The following is a 13,322-nucleotide window of genomic DNA, read 5'->3' as shown; positions in this document are numbered from 1 at the left end:
GCTCCGCGCGGCCCACCCACGGGGCTCACGCCACAAGCAGCAGCAAGAGGAGGGGGTGAGCCGGGAAGCAGGCGCGGGCCGAAACGGGGCGCGGCCGGAGGGGTGACGGGGGGTCAGTGAGCAGGGAGGTTGAACGGCTGGTGACCCACTGTCAGGGTGGCTTTCCGGGGTGACCATAGGGCAACAGTAACAGGATCAAGCCACGTTCGGGGGACCTTTGCCGTTCTGGGTGCTTCACTTTGAAGCACGAGATAGACTCTGGACTCACACAGCAGCACCGAGGGCGCTGCACCGGCCCCGCCGGAAAGCGAGGAAGACACAATGAATTCGAATTCGTTGGGCTTCGAAACGCGTTTCAAAGCGCGCGAGGAAATCCACCGCGAGGTTACCGGATTGACGGCGCAGCAAATCCACGAACTGTATGTGGCTGCGGGTGGACTGGAGAATCACGAGGACAAGCCGCATCCGTTCAGCACAGAAGACCGGCTTGCAGCGGTCCGGCGGAACGAGCTGCTGCGCATCTGGAACCTGATGTCCCGTACGGGGTGGGAGGCCTACTCCCCCGAGAGTGACCCGGAGGTGCACCGCTGGCGCCAGGCACGGCAAGAGCGCCAGGAGCGCGAGAGCGGTACGCAGAGGCCGGCCCCTGCGCAGATCCGCTACCGGATCGTGGCGCAGCGCACCGATCCGGGGCACCCGGGCGCGTCCACGCTGACGCACTACGCCTACGGCCTGTCGGTTGAGGAGGCCGTCGCCAAGGTGCGTAAGGCTCATGAGAAGCCGGGCGGGGTGTACGGGGACCAGGGCCTGTACCGCGTGGTGGAGGTGGTGGAGGAGAGCCCTGACAGCGAGCTCCGGCAGCGGGAGGAAGCCCGCCGGCGGTACCTGACCACGATCCTGGAGAACGCCACCACCACCGTGCGCGGCCGTGAGCTGGAGGACCCGGACGCGGACTTGGTCAGCCGCCTGGACGACTTCTTCACCCGCGCCGTCACCTTCCCTGATCCGCATACCCCCGGCGTGCATCCCCGGCCTCACCAGGCCACGTTCGGCTGGACCAGCGAGCAGCCCTACATCGAGCACGCCAGCGACCCCGGCCGCGCCCTGGCCCTGTTCCTCCTGGCCTACTTGGACCACTACGGCCTGAACCTGGAGGCATCCGTCCGCGCCGGTTCCTATCCCGATGCGGAGCCGGTGAGGTCGCAGGAGAGCCAGGAGGAAGACGCGTCCGACACGAGCGATAAGGACGGCGAGAATGACCGCTAATCAGCGTGATGCGGCTCAGCGAGAGGCTATTGACGCTGTTCTCCGTGCTCTTGAATTGCCTGCAAGATCGCTTGTGCCGGAGCGGGGTCTCCGGACTCAGGTGATCATGGCGACCGGGTCGGGCAAGACGCGGGTCGCGGCGCGCAGCTCTGAGGAGCTCCACGCGGGTCGTGTGCTGGTGCTCGTGCCCTCGCTGGATCTGCTCGTCCAGACCGAGTCGGCATGGCGGGAGGCCGGGCGCCGGGGCCCGATGATCGGTGTCTCGTCCCTGCGGGGTGAGGAAGCCTCCTTCCCCAACACCACGGACGTGGACGAACTGGTCGACTGGGTACGTCCGTTGGACAAGGTCACGGTGTTCGCCACGTACGCCTCGCTCGGGCTGGGCACGCTGGAGCGCGCCCACAAGGCCGGCCTTCCGGGCTGGGACCTGATCGTCGTGGACGAGGCACACAGGGTTTCCGGCCGGATCGGAAAGCCGTGGGCGGTCGTCCACGACAACGCCCGCATCCCGTCTCTGCGGCGGCTGTACATGACGGCCACGCCCCGGGTGTGGCAGCTGGACGAGGACTCCGAGGGCGCGCCGGGCGAGCTGGTGGCGAGCATGGAGGACGATCCCGAGGGCCAGTTCGGCGCCCGCTGCTACACGCTGACGCTGTCCGAGGCGATCGACCGGGGGATCTGCGCGCCGTACCAGGTGGTGTGCGTGGATATCACCGACATCCAGCTCCAGGCCGCGCAGCTTCTGGGTGCTGAGGGCCGCTCGGACGAGGTCCGCGGGGCCCGGCTCGCCGCGCTGCAGACCGCGTTGCTGAAGGCGTCCTCGGAGGAGAACTTCAAGCGCACGCTGGTCTTCCACCATGTGGTCAAGGAAGCCGAGGCGTTCGCGGCCGGCCTCCCCCACGTGGCCGCGCAGCTGCACGCCGCCGATCCCGAGCTGTACCCGAAGGTGATCTGGGCGGACTGGTTGTGCGGTGAGCACAAGCCGCTCCACCGTCGGCGTCGGCTGGGCGAGTTCGCCGCCGGGATTGCCGCAGACGGCACGGTCGTGGAGAAGTGCTTCCTGTGCTCGGTGAAGGTGCTGGGCGAGGGCGTCGACACCAAGCACTGCGACTCCGTCTACTGGGCTGACGTCCGGGGCTCCATGCCCGACCTCGTCCAGGCGGTGGGCCGTGCGCTGCGGATGCAGCCGGGTGAGGGCAAGGTCGCCTCGTTGGTGGTGCCGGTCCTGCTGGGGCCGGGCGAGACGGCGGACAACATGCTGACTTCCCGGGCGTTCGGCGGGTTGGCGAAGCTGCTGGAGGCGCTCAGGGCGCACGACGCCCGGGTGGTGGAGCAGTTGGCGCAGCAGCAGGCTGCCAGCGCCTACAAGCCTGTCCAGAAGGCCGGGCAGGGCCAGGAGAGGGGCGCGGGGAAGGCGTCCGGGGGTCCATCGGCGTCTGCCCGGCGGCTGCTGAAGTTCTCCACGCCGCGTGACCCGGCGCAGTTGGCCGCGTTCATCAACCTGCGGGTTCTCAACCCCGAGCACGAGCACTGGCGGCGCGGCGTGGAGGCCGCCGTCATCTACGCCCGCGAGCACGGCGATCTCAAGGTCCCGTTCACGTTCCGCGTGCCCGTCGTCGACGACCAGGAGGCGGAAGCCGAGGGGTGGCCGGCCTCGCTCGCGAACTTCCCGCTGGGGCAGTGGATCGCTGACAACCGGCGCTTCTACGCCCGTGGGGACATGGACGGCGACCGTGTCGAGCAGCTGGAGAAGCTGGGCATGGTGTGGTCGCACTTCGACGTCGCGTGGGAGGAGGGTCTGTCCGCCGCCCGCGGTTGGGCTGCCGAGAACGGGCACCTCCTGGCCCCGCTGGACGCCACCTATCAGGGGGCGAAGGTGGGGATCTTCCTGAAGAACGCGCGGGCCGCCGCCCGGAAGGCTGCCGAGATCGAGCAGCGGCGTGCCGAGGGTCTGCCGGTCGGTTCGGTGGCCGGCGCTCTGTCCGACGACCGGCGCGAGCAGCTGGAGGAGATCGACGCGTCGTGGTGCCCGACGTGGCCCGTGGAGTGGCAGCGGGCGTTCCACCTCACTCGGCTGCACCTGGACGAGGGCGGTGCACTGCCGATCGAGCCCGGTGTGGTCGTGCGCCAGGGCGAGGACCTCGGGCGGTGGGTGCGTGTTCAGCGGCTCGGCTTCGACAAGCTCACCGCCGTGCAGCAGTGGATGTGTGAGCAGGTCCTCGGGATCACCCCCGCGGCCGAGGACGAGAAGCCCAAGCGCCAGACGCAGGCCGACAAGTGGGCCGCCAACCTGGCAGCCGCCACCCAGTTCTACGAGCGTGAGGGTCATCTGAACGTCCCGCGCAAGCACGTGGAGACGGTGCTCTTCGAAGAGGGCTGGGAACTGCAGTTCCGCCTTGGTGCCTGGATCGGGAACCAGCGCTCCCGCGCGGCGTCGCTGCCGAAGGAGCGCATGGAGCAGCTGTCGAAGATCGGGATGCGGTGGTCATGAAGCCGGACGGATTCGCCGTGCTGGGCGTGACGGCCGCTGTGGCGCTGGTGGTGGGTTACCTGGTGGGCCGGGTACGGCCGTGGCAGCGGCTGGGCAACTGGGCTGAGGACCAGGTGCGGTTCACCGGAGCGTGGGTGCGCGGCGGCCGGGTCCGCCAGGCCGTCGTCGTCCTGGTCCACGTTCTCGTCCGGCCGCGCACCAGCTGGCACATCCTGCGTACGCCCGGCACCGAGGCCCGGGTGCCGGCGCCCGTACGCGACCCGAACTGGGTCCACAACCGCCGCACCACAGGAGACAAGGGAGGCACATCGTGAGCACCACGGAGCACGACTCGGACGCGTACGCGGAAGAGCTGTCCCGGATCAGCCAGCACCAGCGCGCTTCGACGACCGCGCGCATCACGGTCTTCCAGGCCCTGGACGCCGTCGGGATCTCACGCGAGCAGGCGGACGAGATCGTGTCGCAGCTGGAGGCGGGCGCCGTGGCCGGGGCGCACACCTGGGTGTCCGAGGGCAGCGCCCCGCACGGTTCGGAGCAGCGCTTCGAGGACGGATGGTTCGAGGGCGTGCGAGCGTCCTCCAGCCTGCTGCTGCGGATCGCCGACAACACCGCCGCCCAGCGCGGGCGTGCCGAGTCCAACGCCCTGCTGCTCGCCCATCTGCGGGAGAAGGCCGCCCCCGCCCCGGCGCCCCCGGCTCAGGAAGCGGCCCCGGCCGTGGCGCTGGACGCGAAGGAGGTCCTGGCGGCGGCGCTGCGCTGCACGTGGGCCTTGACCGACCCGGACAACTTCCTCATCCCCGAGGCGTCGGAGGAGATCCTGACCGTGGCGCTCAGCGCTGTGGGCGAGGACGAGCGGGACGGGTACGTGGAGCGCCTGGAGGCGTTCGCCGCACAGCACCGCGAGCGCCTGGAGGAGTTGCTACGCGGGTGGGGGCCGGGCAGCAAGCCAGCCGAGTACGGCCGCTACATGCTGGTCGGTCAGCCCGAGAGCCTGATCATCTACGAGCGGATGGAGGCCCGCCCGTTCCTCCTGCACGGCAAGTGGGAGGGCGAGCTGGAGGACGTCTTGCTGGGCGACCTCGAGTTCGTGTGGGGGCCGCGTGTCCGACTCAGCCGGTGAGCAAGCAGTGGGGCCGGGCAGGGGATCCTGTCCGGCCCCACTGTCGTCAGGTCAGCCGAAGTCGAGCGTCTCCTGTGCGAAGTCGGCCGGGGCCGGGCTGGGCAGGGGCGGCGGTGCGCCGTCCTGGCGGGCGGCCTTCCAGCGCTCGGTCAGCTCGTCCTTCCAACCCTTGGGCGGAGGCCACGCAACTCCCCAGGCGGCGAGCTGGTCACGCTTCCAGCCGCCGGCGGGCGTACGGGCAGCTTCGACCTCTTCGGGCGAGGGCAGATCAGGCATGTTCTAGCGACCGCCCATGAGGAACAGAGCCGAGGCAGGGTGGGACAGGCTCTTCGCCAGCTTCTCGCTGTCGGCCGCGACGGTCCGAAGCTCTGCGGCAGTCGTGGCCACTTCGGCCTTCGGGTCGCCGCCCTCCTCCACCGTGATCCTGTCGTTGGCCGCCAGCAGCTCCAGGACGTCGGCGGTCTGCTCAAACGCCTGCGGAAGGCGGTCGACCAGTGACTTCAGCGCCTGGGTGGCTTCCGAAAGAGCGGGCGCCGACAGGTCCTTCGCGTCGTCCAGCACCACGCGGTTGAACTCTTCGATCAGGTCTCGGGCCTGCCGCGCCAACTTCGCCGGGTCCTTCTTCGCCGCCATCACTCGCTCCTCGCCGCTGAAAATGGTCGCCCTCAGTTTCCCAGAGCGGGGACGGCGGCAGGCCCGCTTGGAGGAGGTGTGCGGAGGCCCCGGGCAACCCGACCGCTGTGGCCTCCACACTGTGCTACCGCTGGTCAGGCGCTCACCTCGGTGATGGCGTCCGCGATCAGGACGGGCAGGTGGTTCATGGCTCGTTCGAGGAGTCGCTCGATCGGGACCGCGTGCCGGCTGTTGTCGACGTTGATGAGCGTGCCCCAGACCGCGGGCTGGTAGCGGGCGAGCATCGACAGCGCGTACAGGACCGCCCACCAGGCCATGAGCGGGTGCAGTTCCCGCTTCATCGGCGGGAGGACGGGCAGGAAGTACCGGTCTCCGGCGTAGCCGCGGGTGATGGCCCGCAAGTGGGCCTGCCGTTCGGCCATAGTCGCCATTCCGTCGAATCCCGTGCCCACGCCTTCGGGCATCAGCCAGTTCATCGACAGTTGGCCCCCGCCGTGGTCATAACGGACGTAGTTCGGAAGCGCCTCTGCCCCAGTCACGTAGCTCTCGTGCTGGGCGACTTCCGGGTACGCGGTCAGGAAGGCGGACAGCGCCTCACGAGTACTGGCCTTGACGACTCGGTCGGGAATGTTGCACACGAAGACGCTGAGCAGGGAGTGGTCGCCTTCGGAGACGCTGCCTTCGCTTGTGTACAGCGGAGTGAGCCGGTCCCTGGTGGTGAGCGGGTAGCGGAGGTTCGTGGGCAACAGGTCCCACACGTCCTCCAGGCGCACCGGGTCCTTCTCCCACACCGGCGAGTGGAGTACCTCGCTGACCTTCACGAAGCTGCCCCGACCGCCGGGCGAATCGGTGCGGATCTCGATATCGGGGAAGGCCAGGTGGAACCCCGTGGTCTTGATCCCGTGGGAGCCGAGGTTCCAGTCCTCGTCCTCGAGGGACCGGGCGGCGGCCGCGATGGCACGGCCAGCCTGACTGAGTCCGTAGAAGACCGGGACCGGTCGCGTGGCCGGGCCCACGACAGCAGCGGCCTGGAACAGCTGCTGAGCCTGCTCCAGAGCGGCTGAGTAGGTCTTGCGCCGGGCGCCGGTGTCGGCCCCGACCGGTGGATCAGAGCGGCTGGCCCTCAACCGCTCCCACGCCTCATCGGCGTCGAAATCGCTGTACATGACCAAGGACGCTACTCGCTGCCGAGTTGACCGCGCGGGTGAATTTTCCCCTCACGTACGCGGGCGCGGATCTAAGCGAATAAGTCCAACTTGCCTAACTTTAAAGGGTCTTGACAGGCTTTCAGATGTTCCGTCACGGTCTTGTTCGCCCGCTCCGGGCGGACACGAGAGAGGAAGATCCCCATGGCACGACGCACCGAATACGACGAAAGCCAGGCCGCCGGACGTCTCCGGGTGCCGATCGCCGCTTTCCGGTGGGCACGGCACACCGGCCTCGTCCCGGCCCCCGACGCCTCCTCCTACCAGTGGTCGCGGGCCACCGTGGAAGCGATGGACGCGGACGCGATCCGGGCCGCGCTCCCCCACGAGCCCATCTCCGCTGCCGTAGCCGGGGACCGGATCGCCCAGGCTCTGGGCACGCCGAACGTGCCCGGCGAGCCGCCGGTCGTGAGCGCCTTCGCGGTGCGCCGGCTCATTGCCTGTGGGCTGCTGACCGACCTGACGGCGAACCCGGAGGCCGTGCTGATCAACCCCGACCAGGTGACGGAGGTCTGCGCGATCGAGGACCTGGCGCAGCGTCTCGCAGCCGAAGCGCCGCTCGGGCCGGACCAGGCCGCCGCCCGGCTGCGCGTGAGGAGGGTCGATTTCGACTACATGCGGGACCTGTTGTGGGTGCGGCCGACGGAACGGCGTGAGGTGCGCTTCGGCACGTCGCGGGCCGGGGCCGTGATGGTCCCGTTGTTCCGTGCGGCCGACGTCGACTCCGTGCCCGACGCGCACCCCGAGGTCGACTGGGAGCAGCTGCGTAACGTCGGCCGCGGTCGGCGCTCCCCACTCGCCTCCCTGGTGAAGGAGAAGGCGAAAGCGAAGGAGTCCGCTGCGGTGTGAGCGGGTGTCACCCGTGTGAGTGATGACAGCCGTACGGTTCGGCGAGACGCTCAGCAGAAAGTCGAGAACACCACAGACCACTTCAGGGCCCGGTCGCTCAGCGCGGCCGGGCTCGCGCCGTGCGGCGGCGCGGCCGTACCGCAACGGTCGCGCCGCCCGGGCCGTCTGCTGGCGGTGTGGGAGTACGCCAGCAGGCGGCCGGTGTCCCTGTTATCCACAGGCCGGAACGCGATCGGCGGTTCCTTCGTACGCTGCTGCCAAGTCGATCACACGGGGGTGTGCGGATGCGGTACGGCGTGGTGGTGGAAGAACTCGCAGTCGAGGTCATGGCGCAACTGCCAGACGACCAGGCCCGGCAGGAAGTGATGGCGCTCGTGGAGGTCGCGCGTATGGACCCACGGGCCTGGCCCGATGTCCGCGACCCGGGCTCCGTTGAAGAGATCCGGGAAGCCTTCGGGCCGTGCTGTTGGATTCAGTTCATGCCGCACGCTGGAGCGATCGAGGTCCGTGACATCGGATGGGCGGGCTGATCCAAACCGCTCCCTTCTCCGTAACGGTCAGGGAGACCCCATCACCACCAGAGCCCCGTCACTCTCCCGCCGGGTCTCACGGACTTGCAGGTCCGGAGACGAGTAGAGCAACACACCACCGCCGTAGAGGCGGTACTGATACGTCCCGGCTCGCTCCAGGACGCGCCGCTGCTGCGGGTCGCCGTCGGGCAGAACGAGCTCAACGAACCCGCGACCGTCAACCAGGACACCCCGCGACGTGATCTTCCCGGTGATGGTCGCCACAAAGGTGTCGGCCATGAGCTCAACCGTGTCGCCGTGCATCGGGATGGGCCCCGGGAATTCGCTCATGCCGCCACCCCCACGAGAGGCACTTCGACGATCGAATTCCACTGCCCCGTGTCCATCTGCGCCTCTCCTGCTGCCTGTTGGTCCGGCTCATCCTCGCGGTGCCGCCCGGGTCTGCGCCACTCCCTTACCCGGCGGACTGGCTGCGGGCACCTCGGCTCAGGACGGGCCGGTGATCTCGATGTCCTCGGAGCGGGACGACCGCCCGAGACCGATCGCTTCCTGTACCCCCGCGATCGTGAGGCGGGGGTCCTGGGTGACGTGGCGATCCGGGCAGATGACGCGGACGCTCCCGGCTTCGGCGTCGGCCTGGAGCTTCAGCCCGGTGCGGGCCTGGCACTGGGTGCAGACGACGGGCAGACGGCTGAGGCCTCCGTCGTAGACGACCCAGATCACCCCGGCCGCCTTCAGGTACTGCTGGCGGCTGCGGGCCTCTTCGACGTCCACCCTGGCTCCGGCCGCCGGGGCGCCGGCCATCGCGGGCGCGCGGTCCCTGATGGTCGGGTGGGCCTGCCCCATCTCCCCGGAGGATCGGGTGTGGTGGGTGATCACCTCGATCGCCATCTCCCGCGCGAGTTCGAACGGCTCGCTGCCGTACGTGGCGAGCAGCTGCTCGCGCTCGGCAGCGCCCAGGACTTCGTACGGGCACGTCTGGAGGGCGGCCAGGGCGTGGTGCTGCAGGACGCCCCGGACGCTGGCGGACCGGCTCTCATCGGGTCCGGTGAGCGGAAGGCCGGCCACTGCGGGCCCTTCCAAGGAGATGCTGGAGGCGAGACCGTACGCGGCGGCGCCGATCAGCGTCACCACCCGGGGGCGATCGACTTCCGGGACGTCCTTCCCCTGCCTCATGTGCCACAGCACCAGCTCGTCAGCGGCGGATAGGCAGTATTCCCAGGTGGTTTGGGGAGGGCGCAGGGCATCGGTCATGGCGCGACGGTATCGAAGGGGCGCCGTCCCTCCAGGACGCGGGCGGGGTCAATGTCGAAGTCCTGAGAGCATCACCAGGTCCAGCAGCTCATCGAGGGCGTCCCGCACCGCAAGCTGGTCCTGGGCACCGGTGAGGCTCAGGCCGTCCAGCACGTACCCGCAGCGGGCCGCGACCACCATGAGGCGCCCGTCTGTCCCGTCCGGCCCGGCGGCGCGCAGCCCCGCCCGGACGGCGTCCGCGCTCGCCGCGCCCTCCGCCCGCACCGCCACAGCGAGCACCCGCTCGTACTCATCCGGCACCCACACACCGGTGTCGAGATCCTCACGGAGCTCTGCGAGCGCGGCCAGCACCGCCCCAGTCTTCGCCATGGCCGTGACCCTACTCGGTCGGGTGAAGCCGCCGAATACGCGTACCGCGGACTCGGTTTGGGCCCCTGCGGGGTGTCGGCCCGCTGATAGCGTCGGTCAACACCGCGATGGAGGGGACTAGTTGTGAACGACCTGATGGGGCAGCTTCCGCAACCGATCGTGGAGCGGATGGGCCGCATGAGCGGCATGGCGCTACGCGCCATCATCGCCCTGGTAGATGAGCAGGCGGACACGTTCGCCGCCCTGGTGGAGCGGATCGGCACCTGGGACGACGACCCCGGCCGGACCCCCTACCCCATGCCGCGCTACCAGTTCGCCCTCAAGGAAGCCCTGCGGATCGTCAACGACGCCTTCACCGCCATCGAGGAGCGAAGCCCTCTGCCCAACGAGGCCGTGGTGGAAGGCGCTCGCGACCTGATCGAGCGGTTCGCGCCCGCCCAGTACCGCGAGGACGCCCTGACGAAGATGGCGGCCTTCCCTGCCGGGTCGGAGCCGATGGACCTCTCCGGCGGCGAGGACGGCGGTCCCGTGGACTTCGTTATCGCAGCGGCAGTGGGCGCATGGTTGTGCGGCGGGGCCGGCGGCCGCATGGCGACCCTGGAGAACATTCGGCTGATGTTGCTGCAGCAGGTCCGCAGTGCGGAGAGCACCGCAACCGGCGCCCCGGAACGCGAGCGCATCGACAAGGTCAGCGACGATGACGCGCTCGCACTGCTGGCCGACCTGTATGACGAGGACTACGCCCACCTCATCCCCGGCCCCAACCAGCGCGGCCCGTGGGAGTGGGACATGCTCGCCGTCCTCAAGACCCACTTGCTGGAAACCCCAGCAGATGCGACCACGCCCGAGCAGCGCCAGGAGCTCAAGGCCCGGCTGCTCACCGTCTTGCAGTCCGCCGCCGCCACACAGAAGAAGAAGCCCTCGGTGCGCACCGTGGGCAAGCGGGTCCAGCCCAAACGGAAGCCGAAGCGCAAGCGCTGATCAGCGCCGCCCGCCCAGGGGCACCTCGGCAAGCACGTCCCACCTGATCTCGCGGCGGTCATGCCACTCAGCGACCAGTGTCAGCGTGGTGACCGGCACCGAGACCGGTTCGCCCGGCAGGTCGGACAGCAGCACCTTGAGGGCGCTGCGGTCGGCCAAGTGCCCCTGGGCACCTGCGTAGGCGTGCGAGAGGTGGGGATACGAGCTCGATGGGATGCGCGGCCACCGGTCCCCGACCACCGTGCGCTGCGCCTCCCAGGTCATCTCCCACAACTGCCGCAGCGGCTGGCCGGGGTAGCCCTTGCTCTCGATCGCCACATTGCCGATGTCCGGGCGCGACAGCTTGAGCTCGAACGGAGTGAGGTCCGCGGCCCGCTTGGCCACCTCGGCAGCGAGCTGGTCCACTTCGCCGGCACTCGCGCTGTCCTGCGGTCCGGCGTGCAACACCGTGATGTGCATCCACTCCGGCTCCACCGGGCACAGGCCGGGCTGTTCCGCCAGCGCGCGGTAGGGCTCGTACAGGTGCTCGCGGGCGAAATCCTCGCTGGGGACGACGAGCCAGTGCAGGTCTTTGCGACCCGGTGGCCACGCGTGAGTACGGCCTTCGACCCGTGCGAAGAAGTCATCCATGCCCAACCAGCCCTTCTGTATGGCGAATCCGCGCCCACGCTATCGGGCACCGACCTTCCCCGAAGCAGCTCCGGGCAACCCGTGGCGGGCAGAAGGATGGGCGGCATGGCCTCCGTGAGCTGACGGAACAGCGCGGACAGCGGCGAGTCGGATCCTTCGCGCGGGAGCGGTTCATGGGCTGTCGCCGCCCCAGTCCCAGCGGGCCGGGTCGCCGGGGCGCGGGTCGTACAGCGCCCGGCCTCCGGGGCCGAACTGCCCGAGCTCCGTGAGGAGGGAGACACCATCGTCGATCTCCTCCGGCCTCCAGCCGGTGATGTCGAGCAGCAATCCGTCCAGCGGCCCGCCCACCAGTTCGGCGTAGCGCCGTCCCGGCTTCGGACCGGGATGGTCGTGGTCGGTGCCGTAGATCCGGCCGCGCAGCAGCTGCTCATCGTCGCTGTCCATGCCCTCCAGCCTCGCAGCCGCCACCGACAACGAGGGCTTGCCGAGGCGGCCCTGGGCAAGCCTCGCGCTGCCGGGTGGCTTGCCCGGGTCAGCTGCGCCAGCGTCCGAGCCAGCCGTCGGCCTTCGAGGCCTGCGCCTCCTCCTCCTGGCGCTGCTGCTCCTGGCGCTCGCGTTCGGCCTGTTCCTGCTGCCGCTCCGCTTCGAGCGCCCGGACCTTGCAGTCGTCGCACAGGTGCGGGTGACTGTCCCCGCGGTCCCATACGACCGCAGTGCTGGCCTTCCACCGGTCATCGGTGAAGTTGGTCCCGCAGTCCCCGCACACCGGGCGCTGGGCCTCGCGTTCGGCGGCTTCCTGCGCTTGGCGGCGCCGCGCGTCTTCGGCACGGCGGGCGAGGAAGGCATCCCTGCGGGGGTTGCCGATCGCGTCCCAGAGGTTCTGGCGGCCCTCGCGGCCGAAGCGCCAGAACACGGGCCCTGCGGGTCCGTGCTCGCGCAGCAGCTCCAGGGTGGTCGCCACGATCGGCACCTTCCCGTTGTAGATGCGGAAGCCGCCCTCGGCCCACTGGCCCTGCCAGTGTTCGCGGGTGAGGTCGGCGACCCGCTCCATCTGCTTCAGCGCGGTCCGCTTGCCGACCTGGTGGAAGACGAGCAGGACCGGCGGGTGCGACGCGTCGCCCCACTGGAGATCGGGCGCAGTCCAGCGGGTGCGCCACATCGGCTTCTCATGGCCGTCGGTGTCCTTCGCCGTTCGGCGGAAGTGGCGCATGTACTTGTCGAACTTGGCCGCGATGACCGGGGCTTCCTCGGTGCAGTTGTCGGCCTCGATGAACAGCAGCGGCAGCCCGACCTCCGGCGCGATGAGGACGATGTCGGCCCACGCGCCTCCCACGCCGGGGTTCTTCCACGTGCCGGTCGACGGGAGGGCGACCTCAGTGGCGTAGGAGGTGATGGCGCCGATCCCGTCGGGTGCGGCAACACAGGCCCGGGCGGCGGCGACGGCTTCGGCCGGCTCACCGACCACCAGGTCCAGGTCGGGCTTCGGGCGGATCATCGCAAGGACTATCTCGTTGACCGTCATCGCGTGCGAGGCACCCGAGCGGCCCGCGCTCTTGGGCATGCCGCCCATCTCCTCCGGCCCCCGGTCCAACTCGATCCCGGCGGCGGCCAGCCCGTCCTTGGTGAGCAGGCGCACCTCCTCTCCGCCCCGGGTACGGCCACCGTCGACGGACAAGCCGTGCCGTCGCAGATCGTTGAGCGCGCCGCGATGGGAGGCAGTGCGCGCCTCCTTCCGCAGGGCCGCCGTCTCCTTCGTGGTGTGCCGGTAGCTCAGGTGCGGTGAGGACAGCCGCTGGATCTGATCCGCCGTCGCAGCCTTCAGTACCCCGAGCGCGCGCAGCACATCGCCGCGGTGTCCGGTCGATGATCCCGCCTCGTTCGTCTTGCGCTTGCCCGCCATCAGCCCCGCCCTCCCATGCGTCGCGACCGGCCACCGGCCGGGCGCCGGCCCCGCCCGGCCGCAGAGGGCACCAGGCGCGCCCTGAACCCGATGA

General features: G+C 69.8%; 16 protein-coding genes. 6 read left to right on the top strand and 10 right to left on the bottom strand.

Features of this window, described 5'->3' with window-relative positions; all coding sequences use genetic code 11:
• Nucleotides 1-393: 393 nt before the first annotated feature.
• Genes ACFWP7_RS31950 through ACFWP7_RS31935 form a run of 4 tightly spaced genes read left to right on the top strand, consistent with a single transcriptional unit; the run spans nt 394 to nt 4,877 of the window.
• A complete protein-coding gene (locus ACFWP7_RS31950; protein WP_384388503.1) occupies nt 394-1,266 on the top strand; it encodes a hypothetical protein in 873 nt (290 codons plus the stop codon).
• Nucleotides 1,256-3,757 (top strand): Helicase associated domain protein, encoded by a 2,502-nt coding sequence (locus tag ACFWP7_RS31945; RefSeq protein ID WP_384388500.1) that lies wholly within the window; start codon nt 1,256-1,258, stop codon nt 3,755-3,757. The genes ACFWP7_RS31950 and ACFWP7_RS31945 overlap by 11 nt, the downstream gene beginning before the upstream one ends.
• A complete protein-coding gene (locus ACFWP7_RS31940; RefSeq protein WP_384388497.1) occupies nt 3,754-4,071 on the top strand; it encodes a hypothetical protein in 318 nt (105 codons plus the stop codon). The genes ACFWP7_RS31945 and ACFWP7_RS31940 overlap by 4 nt, the downstream gene beginning before the upstream one ends.
• Nucleotides 4,068-4,877 (top strand): hypothetical protein, encoded by an 810-nt coding sequence (locus ACFWP7_RS31935; protein WP_384388495.1) that lies wholly within the window; start codon nt 4,068-4,070, stop codon nt 4,875-4,877. The genes ACFWP7_RS31940 and ACFWP7_RS31935 overlap by 4 nt, the downstream gene beginning before the upstream one ends.
• Before the next feature lie 51 nt (nt 4,878-4,928).
• Here ACFWP7_RS31935 and ACFWP7_RS31930 read toward each other — a convergent pair whose 3' ends face one another.
• The 3 genes from ACFWP7_RS31930 to ACFWP7_RS31920 form a co-directional block, all read right to left on the bottom strand.
• A complete protein-coding gene (locus ACFWP7_RS31930) occupies nt 4,929-5,153 on the bottom strand; it encodes a hypothetical protein (RefSeq protein WP_384388492.1) in 225 nt (74 codons plus the stop codon).
• Between the two features lie 3 nt (nt 5,154-5,156).
• Nucleotides 5,157-5,510 (bottom strand): hypothetical protein, encoded by a 354-nt coding sequence (locus ACFWP7_RS31925; protein ID WP_384388489.1) that lies wholly within the window; start codon nt 5,508-5,510, stop codon nt 5,157-5,159.
• 134 nt (nt 5,511-5,644) lie between these two features.
• Nucleotides 5,645-6,676, bottom strand: coding sequence for a YaaC family protein (locus tag ACFWP7_RS31920; protein WP_384388486.1), 1,032 nt, complete (start codon nt 6,674-6,676; stop codon nt 5,645-5,647).
• A gap of 183 nt (nt 6,677-6,859) precedes the next feature.
• Between ACFWP7_RS31920 and ACFWP7_RS31915 the strand changes: the two genes are divergently transcribed.
• Nucleotides 6,860-7,564 carry a hypothetical protein gene (locus ACFWP7_RS31915; RefSeq protein WP_384388483.1) on the top strand — a complete coding sequence of 235 codons (705 nt, stop codon included), beginning with the start codon at nt 6,860-6,862 and terminating at the stop codon, nt 7,562-7,564.
• Nucleotides 7,565-7,830: 266 nt separating this feature from the next.
• Here the strand turns inward: ACFWP7_RS31915 and ACFWP7_RS31910 are convergent, their stop codons facing one another.
• The 4 genes from ACFWP7_RS31910 to ACFWP7_RS31895 all read right to left on the bottom strand — a co-directional run bounded on the left by ACFWP7_RS31910 (nt 7,831) and on the right by ACFWP7_RS31895 (nt 9,717).
• Complete coding sequence (locus ACFWP7_RS31910; protein ID WP_384388481.1) at nt 7,831-8,052, bottom strand: hypothetical protein; 222 nt, start codon at nt 8,050-8,052, stop codon at nt 7,831-7,833.
• Nucleotides 8,053-8,121: 69 nt separating this feature from the next.
• Nucleotides 8,122-8,424 carry a hypothetical protein gene (locus ACFWP7_RS31905; protein ID WP_384388478.1) on the bottom strand — a complete coding sequence of 101 codons (303 nt, stop codon included), beginning with the start codon at nt 8,422-8,424 and terminating at the stop codon, nt 8,122-8,124.
• 156 nt (nt 8,425-8,580) lie between these two features.
• Nucleotides 8,581-9,348 (bottom strand): hypothetical protein, encoded by a 768-nt coding sequence (locus ACFWP7_RS31900; RefSeq protein WP_384388475.1) that lies wholly within the window; start codon nt 9,346-9,348, stop codon nt 8,581-8,583.
• 48 nt (nt 9,349-9,396) lie between these two features.
• Nucleotides 9,397-9,717 (bottom strand): hypothetical protein, encoded by a 321-nt coding sequence (locus tag ACFWP7_RS31895; RefSeq protein WP_384388472.1) that lies wholly within the window; start codon nt 9,715-9,717, stop codon nt 9,397-9,399.
• A 123-nt stretch (nt 9,718-9,840) separates the two neighbouring features.
• Between ACFWP7_RS31895 and ACFWP7_RS31890 the strand changes: the two genes are divergently transcribed.
• Entirely contained in the window at nt 9,841-10,698 is an 858-nt protein-coding gene (locus tag ACFWP7_RS31890; protein ID WP_384388469.1) for a hypothetical protein, read from the top strand.
• Here ACFWP7_RS31890 and ACFWP7_RS31885 read toward each other — a convergent pair whose 3' ends face one another.
• The 3 genes from ACFWP7_RS31885 to ACFWP7_RS31875 form a co-directional block, all read right to left on the bottom strand.
• A complete protein-coding gene (locus tag ACFWP7_RS31885; protein ID WP_384388466.1) occupies nt 10,699-11,328 on the bottom strand; it encodes a 2'-5' RNA ligase family protein in 630 nt (209 codons plus the stop codon).
• Nucleotides 11,329-11,499: 171 nt separating this feature from the next.
• A complete protein-coding gene (locus tag ACFWP7_RS31880; RefSeq protein WP_384388463.1) occupies nt 11,500-11,772 on the bottom strand; it encodes a hypothetical protein in 273 nt (90 codons plus the stop codon).
• Nucleotides 11,773-11,860: 88 nt separating this feature from the next.
• Nucleotides 11,861-13,322, bottom strand: a 1,462-nt coding sequence (locus ACFWP7_RS31875) for a replication-relaxation family protein (protein WP_384388460.1), incomplete at its 5' end; no start/stop codon positions are given.

Source organism: Streptomyces sp. NPDC058470, assembly GCF_042721055.1.
Lineage (GTDB): Bacteria > Actinomycetota > Actinomycetes > Streptomycetales > Streptomycetaceae > Streptomyces.
This window is presented reverse-complemented; position numbering and strand designations above follow the sequence as displayed.

Excerpts from the sequence above, each read along its gene's own strand:
- ACFWP7_RS31945 (WP_384388500.1), top strand. The coding sequence starts at position 1,256 with ATGACCGCTAATCAGCGTGATGCGGCTCAGCGAGAGGCTATTGACGCT.
- ACFWP7_RS31940 (WP_384388497.1), top strand. The coding sequence starts at position 3,754 with ATGAAGCCGGACGGATTCGCCGTGCTGGGCGTGACGGCCGCTGTGGCG.
- ACFWP7_RS31930 (WP_384388492.1), bottom strand. The coding sequence starts at position 5,153 with ATGCCTGATCTGCCCTCGCCCGAAGAGGTCGAAGCTGCCCGTACGCCC.
- ACFWP7_RS31925 (WP_384388489.1), bottom strand. The coding sequence starts at position 5,510 with ATGGCGGCGAAGAAGGACCCGGCGAAGTTGGCGCGGCAGGCCCGAGAC.
- ACFWP7_RS31920 (WP_384388486.1), bottom strand. The coding sequence starts at position 6,676 with ATGTACAGCGATTTCGACGCCGATGAGGCGTGGGAGCGGTTGAGGGCC.
- ACFWP7_RS31915 (WP_384388483.1), top strand. The coding sequence starts at position 6,860 with ATGGCACGACGCACCGAATACGACGAAAGCCAGGCCGCCGGACGTCTC.
- ACFWP7_RS31905 (WP_384388478.1), bottom strand. The coding sequence starts at position 8,424 with ATGAGCGAATTCCCGGGGCCCATCCCGATGCACGGCGACACGGTTGAG.
- ACFWP7_RS31900 (WP_384388475.1), bottom strand. The coding sequence starts at position 9,348 with ATGACCGATGCCCTGCGCCCTCCCCAAACCACCTGGGAATACTGCCTA.
- ACFWP7_RS31895 (WP_384388472.1), bottom strand. The coding sequence starts at position 9,717 with ATGGCGAAGACTGGGGCGGTGCTGGCCGCGCTCGCAGAGCTCCGTGAG.
- ACFWP7_RS31885 (WP_384388466.1), bottom strand. The coding sequence starts at position 11,328 with ATGGATGACTTCTTCGCACGGGTCGAAGGCCGTACTCACGCGTGGCCA.
- ACFWP7_RS31880 (WP_384388463.1), bottom strand. The coding sequence starts at position 11,772 with ATGGACAGCGACGATGAGCAGCTGCTGCGCGGCCGGATCTACGGCACC.